Raw genomic sequence first — 16,012 nt, forward strand, 5'->3', positions numbered from 1 at the left:
CATGAATGAGCACCGCTTCCACTCCCCTGCCAAACTGGATCAGCTACGGCCTTTTGCCGCTGCTGAACGTCGTCACCGCCTTTCTGATTTCCGGCCTCGTCGTCTGGTCCATCGGTGAAAATCCGCTGGCGGCGCTTCGCCTGCTCATCGAAGGCGCACTCGGCCGCGGTGACGCCATCGGCTTCACGCTGTTTTATACGACGAGCTTCATCTTCACCGGCCTCTCCGTCGCCGTGGCCTTTCATGCCGGCCTGTTCAACATCGGCTCCGAAGGCCAGGCCTATATTGGTGGTCTCGGTGCGGCGCTGGTGGCGCTGGCGCTTGATCGTTACGTGCCCTGGTATGTGACGATGCCCTTCGCCGTCATCGGCGCGGCCCTCTTCGGCGCGGCCTGGGCCTTCATTCCGGCCTGGCTTCAGGCCAAGCGCGGCAGCCACGTCGTCATCACCACCATCATGTTCAACTTCATCGCCGCGGCGCTGATGGTCTATCTCCTGGTGAACGTGCTGATCGTGCCCGGCAAGATGGCGCCGGAAACACGCACATTCCTTCCCGGCGGCCAATTGCCGAAGCTCGACTGGCTGATGGCGCTGTTTGGCCTCAAGCTCGGGCCTGCGCCGTTCAACGTGTCCTTCATCATCGCGCTGGTCATGTGTTTCCTCGTCTGGGTGCTGATCTGGCGCACCAAGCTCGGTTATGAGATGCGCACGCTCGGCATCAGCCCGTCCGCAGCCATATACGCCGGCATTCCCTATGCCCGCACAGTCATCATCGCCATGCTTATTTCCGGCGGTCTGGCGGGCATGATGGCGCTGAACCCGGTCATGGGCGCTTCAGCGCGCCTGCAGGTGGAATTTGTCGGTGGCGCGGGCTTTGTCGGCATCGCAGTGTCGCTCATGGGGCGAAGTCACCCGCTCGGCATCATCTTCTCGGCGTTGCTGTTCGGCATTCTCTATCAGGGCGGTGCAGACCTTTCCTTCGAGATGCCTAACATTACCCGCGAGATGATCGTGGTCATCCAGGGTCTGGTGATCCTGTTTGCCGGCGCGCTGGAATATATGTACCGGCCGGCGGTCGTCCGCATCTACCAGCGTCTGGCAAAGGGGTGAGCTGATATGGATTTCTTCGATATGCTGGTCAGCATTTTGGGCTCGACCGTCCGCCTCACCATTCCGTTGCTCTTCACCGCGCTTGCCGGGCTGTTTTCCGAACGCGCCGGCGTGTTCGATATCGGTCTTGAAGGCAAGATGCTGGCGGCGGCATTCGCTTCCGCCTGCGTCGCTTATATCACCGCCAATCCCTGGGCCGGCCTGCTGGCCGGTATCGCGGTCTCCATCCTGTTCTCGCTGATCCATGGCTTTGCGGTCATCACCAATCGCGGCAACCAGATCGTGTCGGGCGTGGCGCTGAATTTCATCGCCGCCGGCCTAACCGTGGTTCTGGGGCAGGCCTGGTTCGGTCAGGGCGGCCGCACACCGCAGCTTCCGGGGGAAGGGCGTTTTACGCCGATCATCCTGCCCGGTGCGGATGCGATGCGCGAAGTGCCCTTCATCGGCCCGCTTTATGCGAACGTCATTTCCGGCAACAATATCCTGACCTATTTCGCCTTTCTGGCGGTGCCACTGTCCTGGTGGGTCCTTTACCGCACCCGTTTCGGCCTGCGCCTGCGTGCCGTCGGTGAAAATCCGGGTGCTGTCGATACGGCAGGCATCTCGGTGACGTGGATGCGCTTCCGCGCCGTCATCGTTGCCGGTTTTCTTTGCGGTTTCTCCGGTGCCTATCTCGCCGTCGCGCAGTCGGCTGCCTTCATCGCCAACATGTCCGCCGGCAAGGGTTATATCGCGCTCGCAGCGCTTATCTTCGCGAAATGGAAGCCGGTGCCGGTCATGTTCGCCTGCCTGCTCTTCGGTTTTCTCGATGCCTTCGCCAATTTCATGCAGGGCAAATCCGTGCCTGGCATCGGCGAGGTGCCGGTGCAGATATTCCAGGCCATGCCCTATATTCTGACCTGCATCCTGCTTGCCGGTTTCATCGGCGTTGCCAAGCCCCCCAAGGCCGGTGGCGTTGCCTATGCGAAGGAGCGTTAAACCTATGTCCTCCGACCCCAAATCCCATGCCCTGTTTGAGGCGGCAGTGGAGGCCATGGCCTTTGCTTATGCGCCCTATTCGAAATTTCCGGTCGGTGCGGCGATCCGCGCCGAAGATGGAAAAATCTACAAGGGCGCCAATATCGAGAATATCTCTTTCCCGCAGGGCTGGTGCGCGGAGCCTTCCGCCATCAGCGCCATGATCATGGGCGGAGCGAAAAAGATCAGCGAAGTCGCCGTCTTTGCCGAAAAGCTGCCGCTCTGCTCGCCCTGCGGTGGCTGCCGCCAGAAGATCGCGGAATTCGCGACGCCGCAGACGAAGATTTATCTTTGCGACGAAACCGGCGTTCAGAAGGTCATGACCATGGAAGAGCTTTTGCCCTCCGTCTTCAAGACCGAGCTGCCCTGATGACGGATGGTTTGATCGATATTCTGGTGGAGCGCCTGAACGGCCTGATGCCGCGTGTCGCCATCGTTCTCGGCTCGGGCCTGGGGTCATTGGTGGAGGAGGTGAGCGATCCGATCCGTGTGCCCTATGCCGATCTTCCCGGTTTTCCCGCAAGCGGCGTTTCCGGCCATGCCGGTGAGCTGGTGGCCGGTTATCTGGGTGGTGAGCCGGTGATGATGCTTTCCGGCCGGGTGCATTATTACGAAAAGGGCGATCCGGCCGCCATGCGCGCGGTCATCGAGGCGCTCGCCGGTCTCGGCGTGCAGTCGCTTATCCTCACCAATTCGGCGGGTTCGGTGAGGCAGGATATGCCGCCCGGCTCCGTCATGCAGATCACTGATCACATCAATTATTCCGGCATGAACCCGCTGATCGGCGAAGAAAGCGACCGCCGTTTCGTTGGCATGACGACTGCTTATGACCCGGACCTGATGCTCGCGATGCGCAATGCCGCGATCCGCGCGACGGTGCCGTTGTTCGGCGGCGTCTATATGTGGTTTTCCGGTCCGAGCTTCGAAACGCCGGCGGAAATCCGCATGGCGCGGGTGCTGGGTGCGGATGCCGTCGGCATGTCCACCGTGCCGGAAGTCATCCTCGCGCGCTTTTTCGGGATGCGCGTTGCCGCCGCATCGGTTATTACCAATTACGGTGCCGGCATGACCGGTGCGGAACTGAGCCATGAAGAAACCAAGGACATGGCTCCCGTGGGTGGCAAGAGGCTTGCCGCTATTCTGAAGGAAATGATCGCAGGAGGAGCGTGACCATGGAACTCCAGCGTCCGCGCGAAGCGGCTGCCCTCACCCTGTCCTTGCTGGACCTGACCAATCTCAAGGAAGACTGCACGCCGGAGCAGATCGCTGGCCTGTGCCAGCGTGCGCATACGGAGTTTGGCAACACGGCCGCCATCTGCATCTGGCCACGTTTCGTGGCGCAGGCGCGTGCCGCTTTCGGAAAAGAACACGCGATCCGCATCGCCACTGTCGTCAATTTCCCCTCGGGCGAACTCGACGTCGCAACCGTGGTTGCGGAAACGGAAGCCGCGATCGGCGACGGTGCCGACGAAATCGATCTGGTTATCCCCTACCGTAAATTCATGGCAGGCGATGAATCGGCGGTTGCTGAAATGGTAGCGGCCGTGCGCAAGGCCTGCGCAGCCCCCGTGCTGCTCAAGGTCATTCTCGAAACCGGTGAGCTGAAGGACAAGGCGCTGATCCGTCGCGCTTCGGAAATCGCCATCGCCGAAGGGGCCGATTTCATCAAGACCTCGACCGGCAAGGTTGCCATCAATGCCACGCTGGAAGCGGCCGACATCATGCTGCAGGCGATCCGCGACAGCCGGCAGAAGGTGGGCTTCAAGCCCGCCGGTGGCATCGGCACGGTGGAGGACGCCACGCTTTATCTCAGGCTGGCGGAAACCATCATGGCGCCCAACTGGGCCATGCCGTCCACCTTCCGTTTCGGCGCGTCCGGCATTCTCGATGATGTGCTGAACGTGCTGGCCGGTGGTGAACCGGCCAAGGCCGCCAGCGGGTATTGAGCTTGATCCCGCAGGAGATCATCCGTCGCAAACGTGATGGCCTGTCGCTCGCGCCACAGGAGATTGCCGCTTTCATCGAAGCGCTGTCGAAAGACAGCATATCGGAAGGGCAGGCGGCCGCCTTTGCCATGGCGGTGTTCTTCCGTGGCATGAACCGCGACGAAATGGTGGCGCTGACGCTTGCGATGCGCGACAGTGGCGATGTCCTCTCCTGGCGCGACATCGGCAGGCCGGTGGCGGACAAGCACTCCACCGGTGGTGTGGGCGATAACGTCTCCCTGATGCTGGCTCCCATCGTTGCCGCCTGCGGTCTTGCCGTGCCGATGATTTCAGGTCGGGGTCTCGGTCATACCGGTGGCACGCTCGACAAGCTGGAAGCGATCCCCGGTTATGATGTCATGCCGGATGAGGCTCTGTTTCGCCGGACGGTACAGTCGGTCGGCTGCGCCATCATCGGCCAGACGGGCGATCTCGCACCCGCCGACAAACGCCTTTATGCCATTCGCGATGTGACCGCGACGGTCGATTCCATTCCGCTGATTACCGCTTCCATTCTCTCGAAGAAGCTCGCAGCCGGGCTTGAGACGCTGGTTCTTGACGTGAAGGTCGGCAACGGCGCCTTCATGCAAAGCCTGGAGGATGCCCGCATTCTCGCCCGCGCGCTGGTCGACGTGGCGAATGGCGCGGGCCTGCCGACGAGCGCGCTGATCACCGACATGAACCAGCCGCTTGGCGATGCGGCGGGCAATGCCGTCGAAATCGTCAATTGCCTGGCGTTTCTGGCCAGTCGCAAGGCCGGCACCCGTCTGGAAACGGTGGTTCTATCCTTCGCGGCGGAAATGCTGGTGCAGGCTCGGAAAGCCGCGACGTTGGAGGAGGGCGAGGCGCTGGCGTCGGCGGTTCTTTCCTCAGGCCGAGCCCTGGAGGTCTTTGGGCGGATGGTTTCGTCACTGGGAGGCCCGTCGGATTTTGTCGAGAATCCATCCCGTTACCTGCCCTCTGCGCCGGTCGTCATCCCGGTTCCTGCCATACGAAGCGGCTGGCTTGCATCCTGCGCAACACGCGATCTCGGCATGGTCGTTGTCGAACTCGGAGGCGGCAGAACAAAGCCGTCGGACACCATCAATCCGGCAGTCGGTATTTCGGATATCCTGCCGCTTGGCGTAAGGGTGGAGAAGGGTGAGCCGATCGCCGTCGTTCACGCAGCTTCCAGCGAAGACGCGGAACGTGCGATCAAGAGAATAGAGGGCTGTTACGGGATTGCGGACAACGCCCCGGAAATCGCGGCACCCATTCTTGAGCGGATTATCTGACCAGCCGCATTTCGCCGCCAGACACCTTGAACGACGATAGTTGCTTCAGAAAGCTCATGCCAATCAGCATCTTGCTCAGCGCATTGTCCTTCAGCACCATGGCATCGACATTCTGAACGCGGATCGCGCCAATTTCCACCCGGTCGAGTTTTACAAGGGCCGCCTGGGTCTGCCCATTGGCTGTCGAGATGGCATATTTGAAATCGAGGCTGTTGACGCCGTAACCAAGCCGGCGCGCAATCGTTTCGTTGATCGCCACCGTCGAGGCACCGGTATCGACAAGCCCGTCGAAGGATTTGCCGTTGATACGGAAGGTGGCATTGAAGTGACCGCGCGCATCCGCTTTCAGGCTGACACTGCCCAGCGAAACCGGCTGGGGCTTGGCAACTTCGACGGTTGCGCCGGATTTTGCCGCGCCGGTTTCCGGACGCGGCTGAAATTTTTCCATCAGCGCCGGAAATTGCGTGACGCCGACCGAAAGACCGACAAGCAGAAAAATCGCGCGCGCCAGCAAGTGATTGCTCCCCAAGGACAAGGTTATCCATGCGCAGCATAGGCGCAAAACATGCTGAAATCTTAAAAGAAAAAGCCATCCGCCGCGTTGCCTGCGGCGAATGGCTCAAACGGTTAAGCAATGATGAATGGCGTTACTTGGTGCCGTACATGCGGTCACCGGCATCACCGAGACCGGGAACGATATAGCCTTTTTCATTCAGGTGGCTGTCGATCGCAGCCGTGTAGATCGGCACATCGGGGTGCGCTTCACGGAAATTCTTGATGCCCTCGGGTGCGGCGAGCAGACACAGGAAGCGGATGTTCTTCGCACCGCGCTCCTTCAGCTTTTCGACGGCGGCGATGGAGGAATTGCCGGTCGCCAGCATCGGATCCACCACGATGATGAGACGGGCATCGAGGCTTTCCGGCGCCTTGAAATAATATTCGACGGCCTCCAGCGTATCGTGGTCGCGATAGACGCCGATATGGGACACGCGCGCCGAAGGCACGAGTTCGAGCATGCCTTCCAGCAGGCCGTTGCCGGCGCGCAGGATGGAGGCGAAAACCAGCTTCTTGCCTTCCAGAACCGGTGCCTGAATGGTCTCAAGCGGCGTGTCGATGGTTTCCATCGTCATTTCAAGATCGCGCGTCACCTCATAGCAAAGCAGCGTCGAAATTTCCCTGAGCAGGCGGCGGAAGCCGGCCGTGGAAGTTTCCTTCTTGCGCATGATGGTGAGTTTGTGCCGCACCAGCGGATGTTCGATGACTGTGACGCCGTCCATGAAACTGGCCTTCCTTTTATCTTCTGCCCTTGTCATTCACCGAAAGCGCACTTTTCGCAAGTCTTCTTCACGGTTTTACCCTGCCAACAGCCGTCTCAGGCGTGGTCCAGTCTTGCCAGCAGTCGCTGGCGCGTTGCCTCGTCCACGAAGGCGCATTCCAGCGCGGTGCGGGTCATGTGGTTGATCTCGGCATCGCTGAAACCGAAGGCGTCCGCAGCCAGTGCATATTCCCGCGCAAGCGAGGTGAAGAAGAACGGCGGGTCGTCGGAACTGATGCAGACGCGCACCCCGGCATCGCTCAGGGCTTTCAGCGGGTGGCTGGCGAAATCGGGATAGACGCTGAGCGCGATATTCGAGCCGGGGCAGACTTCGAGAATCGTTCCCGTTTCGGCAAGCCGGGAAACGAGACCGGCATCTTCGATTGCGCGCACGCCGTGGCCGATGCGTGACGGTTTGACGAGGTCGAGCGCATCGGCAACGCTTTCCGGTCCGCAAACCTCACCCGCATGGATCGTCAGGCCAAGACCCGCATCGCGGGCGATGTCGAAAGCGCGGGCGTAATCGGCAACCCGGCCCATGCGCTCTTCGCCCGCCATGTTGAAGCCGGTCACCAGCGGATGCCCGGCGCGCGCCGCATATTCGGCCGCTGCGATCACCCGTTCCGGGCCGAAATGCCGCTCGCCGGTGACGATGATGCGGGTTTCGATGCCGGTCTTTTCCTTGGCGATGCGAATGCCCTCGGCGATGCCGGCGAGATAGGCGTCCGCGCCAAGCCCGATGCGGTCGCCGTGATCCGGCGAGATGATCAACTCGCTATAGATCGTATTGGCCTCGGCCAGTTCCGCCAGATAGGTTTCCGTCAGGAGCGCATAGTCCTCATCCGTCTTGAACACCTGCGCCACCGCATCGTAGCACTGGATGAATTCGGCGAAATCCGACCAGACATATTGGCCATCGCGCAGAAAGCCGCTCGTATCTATGCCGTATTTCTCCGCCTGTTTCGCAACAAGGGCAGGCGGTGCCGCACCTTCGAGGTGGCAGTGAATTTCCGCTTTCAGCAAATGCGATGTCAAATGAAGCTCCTGCCGTGTGAACCGGCGTCAATACCAAGATGGTGGGCGATGCTTTCGCCGATATCGGCGTAGCTTGAACGAATGCCGACATCGCGGGAACGGATGCCGGGGCCGAATGCCATGATCGGCACCCTTTCGCGTGTATGGTCCGTGCCCCGCCAGGTGGGATCACAACCATGGTCGGCGGTGAGAAGCGCTATATCGCCAGGCGCCATCTTGCGGTGAATTTCCGGAATACGCGCATCGAAAGCCTCGAGTGCGGCCGCATAACCGGCAACGTCACGGCGATGGCCATAAAGCATGTCGAAATCGACGAAATTGGTGAAGACGAGATCGCCGTTTTGTGCCTCGTCGATGGCCTGTAGCGTTGCATCCATCAAGGCCGCGTTGCCATTTGCCTTGATAACGCGCGAGACGCCCTGATGGGCATAGATATCGCCGATCTTGCCGATCGCATGCACCTTGCGACTCGCCTCCACCAGCCGGTCGAGCAGGGTCGGTTCGGGCGGCAGGACGGAGAAATCACGGCGGTTGCCGGTGCGTTCGAAGGTCGCGACTGTCTCACCGATGAAGGGGCGGGCGATCACACGGCCGATATTCAGCGGATCGAGCAGCTTCCGCACCGTCTCGCAGAGCGAGATAAGCCGTGCGAGGCCGAAATGGGTTTCATGGGCGGCGATCTGGAAAACGGAATCGGAAGAGGTGTAGCAGATCGGTTTGCCGGTCCTGATATGTTCTTCACCGAGCGCCGCGATGATCTCGGTGCCGGAAGCATGGCAATTGCCGAGGATGCCAGGAATATCGGCCTCCTTGCAGATGGCCTCAACCAGCTCCGGGGAAAAGGCGTCGCCCTCCGTCGGGAAATAACCCCAGTCGAAGGTCACTGGCGTGCCGGCAATTTCCCAATGGCCTGAAGGCGTGTCCTTGCCCTTGGAAATTTCGCTGGCTGAGCCGTGCAGGCCGAAAATCCGCTCCGGCGGCTCCATACTGGCGGGAATGTCGCCGCTTGCCTGTCTTGCGATCTCCAGGAGGCCTAGCGAACACATGTTCGGCAGCTTCAGCGGGCCGGCCCGAAGCCCGGCTCTATCCGCCGCACCTGCGGCGCAGAATTCCGCGATGTGACCGAGCGTATTAGCACCAAGGTCGCCATAACGCTCCGCATCAGGCGCGCCGCCGACGCCGAAGGAATCCAGAACGAGAAGAAATGCTCTTGCCATAACTCACCGAAACAAAATTGCGCCGACGGGCAATGTCAGGCCGAACTGTCGTTATAGATCAGCAAAACGTGAAGAAGGAAGTGCTTTTATGAACCATCCGGTAAAACCAGCGGTTCAATCAGCATCCCGTTTCGATTTCGGTGCGTTGAGGTTGCGCAGGACATACCAGCCGGCAGCCACCACCATGGCTGCCAGAATATACCATGTCACGGCATAGGAGAGGTGGTTGTTGGGGAAGGTGAGCATGGTTTTACCGCCAACCGGCAGGCCACCCGGATTGGGTGTCGCATCCGCATCGACATAAAAGGGCGCGACGTCGGAAAGCCCGGATGCCTGCGTGATCTCAGGGATATTGCGGGAATACCAGCGGCCATTTGCCGGATCGTTGGTTCTAAGGAAAAGCCCGCCGGTTTCCGGCGCGCGCATCAGTCCGACAATCTCGACGTTTCCGGTCGGTTCACCTTGCCGGCGCGAGGACGGATCGCGGCGGTCGGAGGGCACGAAGCCGCGATTGACGATGATGCTTGAACCATCGTCGCGCCGAAGCGGGGTCATGACCCAGTAACCCGGGCCGAGATCGGTGACCGTGTAGACTTGAACTTCCCTGTCGTTGAGGAGGGTTCCGGCCAGTTTCACACGACGATATTCGTAATCCGAGGGATTGCCGAGGGCCGGCCATTCGCTGGCGGTAGGCGCATTGATGGGCTCGGCATGGGCGCGGGCGTCAACGCGCTCGATCAGGTCGAGCTTCCAGAAAAGGCGCTGCACCTGCCATGTTCCAAGCGCCAGCAGGCAGCCCGTCAGGACAATGGTCAAAAACAGGACGACGATTGCCGCAGGGCGGATGCGCCGGTTTTGGGGTGTGATTTCGCTCATGTCACGGTCCTTGCGAAGCGCCACCGGCAGAGAGATCGTCTGCTCCGGCGGGTATCGTTGCACCCGCTTGCGCTTCCTCCAGCAAATAACCCCATAAATCGCGCCACGATTCATGGGGTTATGTGTTGGCGCGGAAAGCGGCCCGCCGGAAACCCGGCAGGCCGCTGATTTGTGCCTGCTCAGGGCAGGTTCTTCACATCTTCGATGTGCAGCGGCATCATGTTCTTGTTCATGTTGTACATGACCCAGAGCGAGCCGGAGAGCGTGATCAGGAGCACCACGACGGTGAAGATCAGTGCCATGAAGGTCCAGCCGCCTTCGGACTTGGTGTCCATGTGCAGGAAGTAGATCATGTGCACGAAGATCTGGATGACACCGAGGCCCATGATGGCGATGACGAGCAGGGTCTTGTTTTCAAGAACGCCACCCATGACCAGCCAGAAGGGGATCGCCGTCAGAATGACCGACAGGATGAAGCCGATCATGTAGCTTTTGAAGGTGCCGTGGCTTGCGCCATCATGGTGATGATGGTCGTCGTGATGTGCGTGTGCTTCGGAACTCATCAAAGAACTCCCATGAGGTAAACGAAGGAGAAGACGCCGATCCAGATGACGTCGAGGAAGTGCCAGAACATCGAAAGGCACATCAGGCGACGCCTGTTGGCGGCGATCAGGCCATGTTTTGCCACCTGAACCATCAGCGTAACGAGCCAGATGGTGCCGAAGGTGACGTGCAGGCCGTGGGTGCCGACCAGAGCGAAGAAGGACGACAGGAACGCCGAACGCTGCGGTCCGGCACCTTCTTCGATCAGGTGGTGGAACTCGTAAAGTTCGACGGCAAGGAAGGCGAGGCCGAAGAGGCCGGTGATGCCGAGCCAGACCAGCGTCGACTTCACCTTCTGCTTTTCCATTTCCAGCATGGCGAAGCCATATGTGATGGAGGAGAGAAGCAGGAAGCCGGTGTTGACGGCCACGAGCTTGAGATCGAACAGATCCGCGCCGGAAGGACCGGCCGCATAGCTGCGGCCGAGAACGGCATAGGTGGCGAAAAGCACGGCGAAGATCAGGCAGTCGCTCATCAGATAGAGCCAGAAGCCGATCGAAGTTCCGTTTTCCGGGTGGTGGTCTTCCTTCAGGTAAAAGACCGGTGGTTCAGCGCCGTCGACGCTTTGTGCAGGTGTATGAGCCATGTTCCGTTACGCCTGTTTCGCGAGCAGCTTCGTACGCTCCGCCTCGACGGTCGAAACGTCGGACGCGGGAATGTAATAATCGCGATTGTAGTTGAAGGTGTGGGCGATGGAGACCGCAACGACGCCGATGAAGGACAGCGCAGCGAGCCACCAGATGTGCCACACCAGGGCGAAGCCGAGCACCACGCTGATGGCGCTGATGATGACGCCTGCACCGGTATTCTTCGGCATGTGGATCGGAATGAAGCCTTCCAGCGGACGGTTGTAACCACGCTTCTTCATGTCATGCCAGGCATCCACGTCATGAATGACCGGCGTGAAGGCGAAGTTGTACTGCGGCGGCGGCGACGAGGTCGACCATTCCAGCGTGCGGCCGTTAAAGGGATCGCCGGTCACGTCGCGCAGCTGGTCGCGCTTCAGGAAGCTGACGATGAGCTGGATGATGAAGGCGGCGATGCCGAGCGCGATCAGGAAGGCGCCAAAGGCGGCGATCACGAACCAGATCTGCAGCGAATTGTCCTCGAACTGGCTGACGCGACGGGTAATCCCCATCAGGCCGAGCACGTAAAGCGGCATGAAGGCGAAATAGAAGCCGATGAACCAGAACCAGAAGGACAGCTTGCCCCAGAACGGATCGAGGCGGTAACCGAACGCCTTCGGGAACCAGTATACGATACCCGCAAGTACACCGAAGACAACGCCGCCGATGATGACGTTGTGGAAGTGGGCGATGAGAAATAGCGAGTTGTGGAGTACGAAGTCCGCCGGCGGAACGGCGAGAAGAACGCCGGTCATGCCGCCGATGACGAAGGTGATCATGAAACCGATCGTCCAAAGCATCGGAACGTCGAACTTGATGCGGCCCTTATACATGGTGAAGAGCCAGTTGAAGATCTTCGCACCCGTCGGGATCGAGATGATCATCGTGGTGATGCCGAAGAAGGCATTGACGTTGGCGCCCGAACCCATGGTGAAGAAGTGGTGCAGCCAGACGAGGTAGGAGAGGATGGTGATGACGGCGGTGGCGTAAACCATCGATGCGTAACCGAAGAGACGCTTGCCCGAGAAGGTGGCGACGATTTCGGAGAAGATACCGAAAGCCGGCAGCACCAGAATATAGACTTCGGGGTGGCCCCAGATCCAGATGAGGTTGACATACATCATCGGATTACCGCCGAGGTCGTTGGTGAAGAAGTTCGTGCCAGCGTAGCGGTCAAGGGTCAGAAGCGCGAGCGTCGCAGTCAGGATCGGGAAGGATGCCACGATCAGGATGTTCGAACACAGTGACGTCCAGACGAAGATCGGCATGCGCATCATGGTCATGCCGGGCGCGCGCATCTTGATGATCGTCACGATCAGGTTGATGCCCGATAGCGTCGTTCCCACACCGGCGATCTGCAGACCCCAGATGTAATAATCGACCCCGACCCCCGGGCTGCCGTCGATGCCGGACAGCGGCGGATAGGCGAGCCAGCCGGTCTGCGCATATTCACCCACGAACAGCGAGATCATGGTGATGACGGCGCCGGCCGTGGTCATCCAGAAGGAGAAGTTGTTGAGGAAGGGGAACGAAACGTCGCGGGCGCCGATCTGCAGCGGCACGACGAAGTTCATGAGGCCAGTGATCATCGGCATGGCCATGAAGAAAATCATGATGACGCCATGGGCCGTGAAAATCTGGTCGTAATGGTGTGGCGGAAGATAACCTTCCGAGCCGCCGGAGGCAATCGCCTGCTGGACGCGCATCATGATGGCGTCGGCAAAGCCGCGCAACAGCATGACGAGTGCCAGAATGATGTACATGATACCGATCTTCTTGTGATCGATGCTCGTGAACCATTCGTTCCAGAGATAACCCCAAAGCCGGAAATAGGTGAGGGCGCCGACGACAACGATGCCGCCCAGGGCCACAGCCGCGAAGGTGGCGACAAGAATGGGCTCGTGAAGCGGGATGGATTCCCATGTCAGCTTCCCGAACAGGAACGACGTTTGATCGGAATTGACGATCATTTTCAGCCTCTTGCGATTCTAAGACGTAAGATCGGCGCAGCCATTGGCCGCGCCGCAGAATGCCGGGACGTATCCGTCAGCCAGCGACTTGTTTCGTTTCCGGGAGCGCCGCAGGTTCAAAAGTCTGACCTTTGATCGCAGCCGGAGTGGATTGGGGTCCGCTGGCGACACCGTAAGGCGCAAGCGGGGTGCAGACGACGGAATTGAGCGCCTTGGCGATGTCGATGCCTTCCTTGCCGCCGCCGCCATTGGCGTCGATATGCATCATGTCGCGCATGCAGAGCTTGTTGGGTTCCACGCAGCGGTTGAGGATGGCATTGTAGAGTTCCGGGTCGACCGAGGCGAAATATTGCACCGGCTCACGCTCGGAAGGCTTGGCGAATTCCAGATATTCCTGCCGGCCGAAGCCCTTGCCGCCTTCTTTCACCTTGGCCACCCATTGCTCGAAGCCCTGCTGGCTCAGACCATGGAACTTGAAGCGCATATGCGAGAAGCCGGGGCCGGAGAAGTTGGCCGAGATGCCGTCATAGACACCTTCCTTGTTGATGACCGCGTGCAGCTTGGTCTGCATGCCGCCCATGGCGTAGATCTGGCCGGCAAGTGCCGGAACAAAGAAGGAGTTCATCGCGGTCGTGCCGGTGATCTTGAAATTGATCGGAACATCGACCGGCGCGGCGAATTCATTGACGCTGCCGATGCCGAGTTCGGGATAGAAGAACAGCCACTTCCAGTCCATGGCCACCACTTCGACCGTGATCGGCTTGATATCGGCGGTCACCTGACGGTTCTCGTCGATCCGCTCCAGCGGGCGGTAGGGGTCGAGGCGGTGGGTGGAAATCCAGGTCACCGTGCCGAGCATCAGGATGATGGCGACGGGAGCCGACCAGATCACCATTTCAAGGCGTGTGGAATGGTGCCACTCGGGATCGTAATCTTCGGCCTTCGCAGATTCGCGGTACTTCCAGGCGAAGAACAGCGTCAGGACGATGACCGGGACGATGATCAGCAGCATCAAGACCGTGGACGTGATGATAAGATCGCGCTGCTGGATGGCGACGTCGCCCGAGGGGTTCATGACGACGAGGTTGCAGCCGCTGAGCAACAGCAGGGCCGGGATTGCCAGAAGGGCGGACGGGATTTTTTTGATCATGCGCACGTTCTTTGAACTCGTACAGTTTGGATTATGCCGCGAATAATTGCCGAACATCATTTTTCAAATGAGGTATATTGTCGCGGTGCAGCGAAACCTTCGCGATGCACCATGTACCGGGCAGAGCTGCGTTTGAAGGCGGAGCGGCTGCATTATCGCATGGTCGACCGGCTGGGCAAGCCTTTCTTGCCAAACTTCAATTGACGTTACGTAGGGTGCGTGTGACAATCCGTCGCATCGTAACGCAACGGAAGAGGAGCCCGCGCGTTACAGGAAATGGTTCGTCCATGACGCAGGAGGGATATTATGAGTTATACCAATGCTGCTCCATCCTTTGGGCAGGCGCCGGAGGCAAACGGGGCTGGCCCCACGAGCGTCGATCCGGATCGCATCACGATTGCGGTTATTCTTGCAAGAATGACTGAATTCTTTGACTTTTTTATCTATGCCATCGCCTCCGCGCTCGTTTTCCCGCATGTCTTCTTTTCCTTCGTCGACCCGCTGACGGCCACGCTTTATTCCTTCGCGGTGTTCTCGCTTGCCTTTATAGCAAGGCCGATCGGCTCGCTGATCTTCCTCCAGCTCGACCGCAGGTTCGGCCGGGCCGTCAAGCTGATGGCAGCGCTTTTCACGCTCTGTGGTTCCACCATGGCGATCAGCTTTCTTCCGTCCTATGCGGAAGCGGGCATGCTTGCGCCCTGTCTTCTGGCCGTGTTCCGTATCGGTCAGGGCCTTGGGCTCGGCGGCGCCTGGGACGGTCTCGTTTCTCTCCTCGCCATGAATGCACCGCCGAAGCAGCGCGGCTGGTATGCCATGATGCCGCAGATCGGTGCGGCCATGGGTTTCGGTCTCGCCAGCGCCTTCTTCATCGTTTTCGTCACGCAGCTTTCCAATGCGGAATTCCTCGCCTGGGGCTGGCGTTTCCCCTTCTTCGTGGCGCTGGCGCTTAATGTTCTGGCACTCTTTGCCCGCCTGCGCATGATCGTGACGCCGGAATTCCAGGCCATGCTGGAACAGCATGAGCTGGAGCCGCGTCCGATGTTCAAGATGCTGCGCTCACAGTTTCCCGTCGTCGTCACCGGTGCCTTCGTGCCGCTGGCAAGCTTCGCGCTCTTCCATCTCGTCACGGTCTTCCCACTGAGCTGGGTCTCCCTCAACACCAGCCAGCGCGTTTCGGACTTCCTGTTCGTGCAGTTCGTCAGCGCCATCATTGCCGGCGGCATGATCGTGGTATCGGGCATTCTGGCTGACCGGATCGGCCGGCGAAAGCTTCTGGCTGTCGCGGCGGTGCTGATCGGCCTTTTCAGCCTCGTTGCTCCGGTTCTTCTGAGTTCGGGCGATATCGGCCGCTATCTGTTCGTGCTGATTGGTTTCTCGCTGCTTGGCCTGTCTTTCGGCCAGGCGGGCGGTGCGCTCGCATCCCGCTTCAGCCGGGAATACCGCTATACCGGCGCGTCGCTCACCTCGGATATTTCCTGGTTGATCGGCGCCGGTTTCGCACCGCTGGTCGCACTCGGATTTTCGTCCAAATTCGGACTGTTCGCAGTCGGGATTTACCTGATGTCGGGTGCGCTTTGCACGCTGGTTGCGCTCTGGTTCAGCCGCACGCTGGATATGCCCTCGGAGTGATCCGGGCAATTTAACAATCCCTGCAGCCATCGCGCCGCGGAATCCTGTCGGATTTCGCGGCGTTTTTGTTTTTTTATTGCGTCTGGTCGATTTTAATCTTGACTCGGTCGGTCATCAAATATTATGTAAGCAATACTGACATAATTCAGTGTGTCTCACCGCCGGAAAGCCGGCCTTCAGGGAACGCGATGCGAACGATGACGATC

Annotated in this window: 16 protein-coding genes; 7 read left to right on the forward strand and 9 right to left on the reverse strand. The window is 59.8% G+C overall.

From position 1 onward, the window contains the following. The first annotated feature begins 5 nt into the window (after positions 1–5). Genes O3S81_RS05510 through deoA form a run of 6 tightly spaced genes read left to right on the forward strand, consistent with a single transcriptional unit; the run spans position 6 to position 5,385 of the window. Positions 6–1,109 carry an ABC transporter permease gene (locus tag O3S81_RS05510; protein ID WP_269341461.1) on the forward strand — a complete coding sequence of 368 codons (1,104 nt, stop codon included), beginning with the start codon at positions 6–8 and terminating at the stop codon, positions 1,107–1,109. A gap of 6 nt (positions 1,110–1,115) precedes the next feature. Beyond that, a complete protein-coding gene (locus O3S81_RS05515) occupies positions 1,116–2,087 on the forward strand; it encodes an ABC transporter permease (RefSeq protein WP_269341462.1) in 972 nt (323 codons plus the stop codon). A gap of 4 nt (positions 2,088–2,091) precedes the next feature. After that, entirely contained in the window at positions 2,092–2,496 is a 405-nt protein-coding gene (locus O3S81_RS05520) for a cytidine deaminase (RefSeq protein ID WP_269341463.1), read from the forward strand. Then, entirely contained in the window at positions 2,496–3,296 is an 801-nt protein-coding gene (locus O3S81_RS05525) for a purine-nucleoside phosphorylase (protein WP_006309954.1), read from the forward strand. The genes O3S81_RS05520 and O3S81_RS05525 overlap by 1 nt, the downstream gene beginning before the upstream one ends. A gap of 2 nt (positions 3,297–3,298) precedes the next feature. Continuing rightward, positions 3,299–4,072 carry a deoxyribose-phosphate aldolase gene (deoC, locus tag O3S81_RS05530; RefSeq protein ID WP_269341464.1) on the forward strand — a complete coding sequence of 258 codons (774 nt, stop codon included), beginning with the start codon at positions 3,299–3,301 and terminating at the stop codon, positions 4,070–4,072. Then, positions 4,069–5,385, forward strand: a complete 1,317-nt coding sequence (gene deoA / locus O3S81_RS05535) for a thymidine phosphorylase (protein WP_269341465.1) — start codon at positions 4,069–4,071, stop codon at positions 5,383–5,385. The genes deoC and deoA overlap by 4 nt, the downstream gene beginning before the upstream one ends. Here the strand turns inward: deoA and O3S81_RS05540 are convergent. The 9 genes from O3S81_RS05540 to cyoA all read right to left on the reverse strand — a co-directional run bounded on the left by O3S81_RS05540 (position 5,378) and on the right by cyoA (position 14,177). Next, positions 5,378–5,899: a TIGR02281 family clan AA aspartic protease gene (locus tag O3S81_RS05540; protein ID WP_269341466.1), complete on the reverse strand. Its 522-nt coding sequence runs from the start codon at positions 5,897–5,899 to the stop codon at positions 5,378–5,380. The two genes, deoA and O3S81_RS05540, sit on opposite strands and share 8 nt — an antisense overlap. Before the next feature lie 133 nt (positions 5,900–6,032). Beyond that, entirely contained in the window at positions 6,033–6,662 is a 630-nt protein-coding gene (gene upp, locus O3S81_RS05545) for a uracil phosphoribosyltransferase (RefSeq protein ID WP_269341467.1), read from the reverse strand. Positions 6,663–6,757: 95 nt separating this feature from the next. Beyond that, positions 6,758–7,735 carry an adenosine deaminase gene (locus O3S81_RS05550; protein WP_269341468.1) on the reverse strand — a complete coding sequence of 326 codons (978 nt, stop codon included), beginning with the start codon at positions 7,733–7,735 and terminating at the stop codon, positions 6,758–6,760. After that, complete coding sequence (locus O3S81_RS05555; RefSeq protein ID WP_269341469.1) at positions 7,732–8,952, reverse strand: phosphopentomutase; 1,221 nt, start codon at positions 8,950–8,952, stop codon at positions 7,732–7,734. Before O3S81_RS05555 ends, O3S81_RS05550 begins: the two co-directional genes overlap by 4 nt. Positions 8,953–9,066: 114 nt before the next feature. Then, positions 9,067–9,828: an SURF1 family protein gene (locus tag O3S81_RS05560; protein ID WP_269342392.1), complete on the reverse strand. Its 762-nt coding sequence runs from the start codon at positions 9,826–9,828 to the stop codon at positions 9,067–9,069. Between the two features lie 179 nt (positions 9,829–10,007). After that, positions 10,008–10,391 carry a cytochrome o ubiquinol oxidase subunit IV gene (cyoD, locus tag O3S81_RS05565; RefSeq protein ID WP_269341470.1) on the reverse strand — a complete coding sequence of 128 codons (384 nt, stop codon included), beginning with the start codon at positions 10,389–10,391 and terminating at the stop codon, positions 10,008–10,010. After that, on the reverse strand, positions 10,391–11,017 hold the full coding sequence (gene cyoC, locus O3S81_RS05570; RefSeq protein ID WP_269341471.1) for a cytochrome o ubiquinol oxidase subunit III: 627 nt from the start codon (positions 11,015–11,017) through the stop codon (positions 10,391–10,393). Before cyoC ends, cyoD begins: the two co-directional genes overlap by 1 nt. Positions 11,018–11,023: 6 nt before the next feature. After that, positions 11,024–13,027, reverse strand: coding sequence for a cytochrome o ubiquinol oxidase subunit I (gene cyoB, locus O3S81_RS05575; RefSeq protein ID WP_269341472.1), 2,004 nt, complete (start codon positions 13,025–13,027; stop codon positions 11,024–11,026). A gap of 76 nt (positions 13,028–13,103) precedes the next feature. Continuing rightward, positions 13,104–14,177 (reverse strand): ubiquinol oxidase subunit II, encoded by a 1,074-nt coding sequence (gene cyoA, locus O3S81_RS05580; RefSeq protein ID WP_269341473.1) that lies wholly within the window; start codon positions 14,175–14,177, stop codon positions 13,104–13,106. Between the two features lie 306 nt (positions 14,178–14,483). Here cyoA and O3S81_RS05585 point away from each other — a divergent pair, with 306 nt between their 5' ends. Beyond that, positions 14,484–15,806 carry an MFS transporter gene (locus O3S81_RS05585; protein ID WP_269341474.1) on the forward strand — a complete coding sequence of 441 codons (1,323 nt, stop codon included), beginning with the start codon at positions 14,484–14,486 and terminating at the stop codon, positions 15,804–15,806. Positions 15,807–16,012: the final 206 nt, after the last annotated feature.

It is taken from the genome of Agrobacterium sp. SOY23 (assembly GCF_027212525.1).
Classification (GTDB): Bacteria; Pseudomonadota; Alphaproteobacteria; order Rhizobiales; family Rhizobiaceae; genus Agrobacterium; species Agrobacterium tumefaciens_I.

Coding starts and splice junctions, on each gene's coding strand:
- O3S81_RS05555 (WP_269341469.1), bottom strand. CDS start 8,952: ATGGCAAGAGCATTTCTTCTCGTTCTGGATTCCTTCGGCGTCGGCGGC.
- cyoB (WP_269341472.1), bottom strand. CDS start 13,027: ATGATCGTCAATTCCGATCAAACGTCGTTCCTGTTCGGGAAGCTGACA.
- cyoD (WP_269341470.1), bottom strand. CDS start 10,391: ATGAGTTCCGAAGCACACGCACATCACGACGACCATCATCACCATGAT.
- O3S81_RS05525 (WP_006309954.1), top strand. CDS start 2,496: ATGACGGATGGTTTGATCGATATTCTGGTGGAGCGCCTGAACGGCCTG.
- O3S81_RS05520 (WP_269341463.1), top strand. CDS start 2,092: ATGTCCTCCGACCCCAAATCCCATGCCCTGTTTGAGGCGGCAGTGGAG.
- O3S81_RS05510 (WP_269341461.1), top strand. CDS start 6: ATGAGCACCGCTTCCACTCCCCTGCCAAACTGGATCAGCTACGGCCTT.
- O3S81_RS05560 (WP_269342392.1), bottom strand. CDS start 9,828: ATGAGCGAAATCACACCCCAAAACCGGCGCATCCGCCCTGCGGCAATC.
- upp (WP_269341467.1), bottom strand. CDS start 6,662: ATGGACGGCGTCACAGTCATCGAACATCCGCTGGTGCGGCACAAACTC.
- O3S81_RS05585 (WP_269341474.1), top strand. CDS start 14,484: ATGAGTTATACCAATGCTGCTCCATCCTTTGGGCAGGCGCCGGAGGCA.
- cyoC (WP_269341471.1), bottom strand. CDS start 11,017: ATGGCTCATACACCTGCACAAAGCGTCGACGGCGCTGAACCACCGGTC.
- cyoA (WP_269341473.1), bottom strand. CDS start 14,177: ATGATCAAAAAAATCCCGTCCGCCCTTCTGGCAATCCCGGCCCTGCTG.
- deoC (WP_269341464.1), top strand. CDS start 3,299: ATGGAACTCCAGCGTCCGCGCGAAGCGGCTGCCCTCACCCTGTCCTTG.
- O3S81_RS05515 (WP_269341462.1), top strand. CDS start 1,116: ATGGATTTCTTCGATATGCTGGTCAGCATTTTGGGCTCGACCGTCCGC.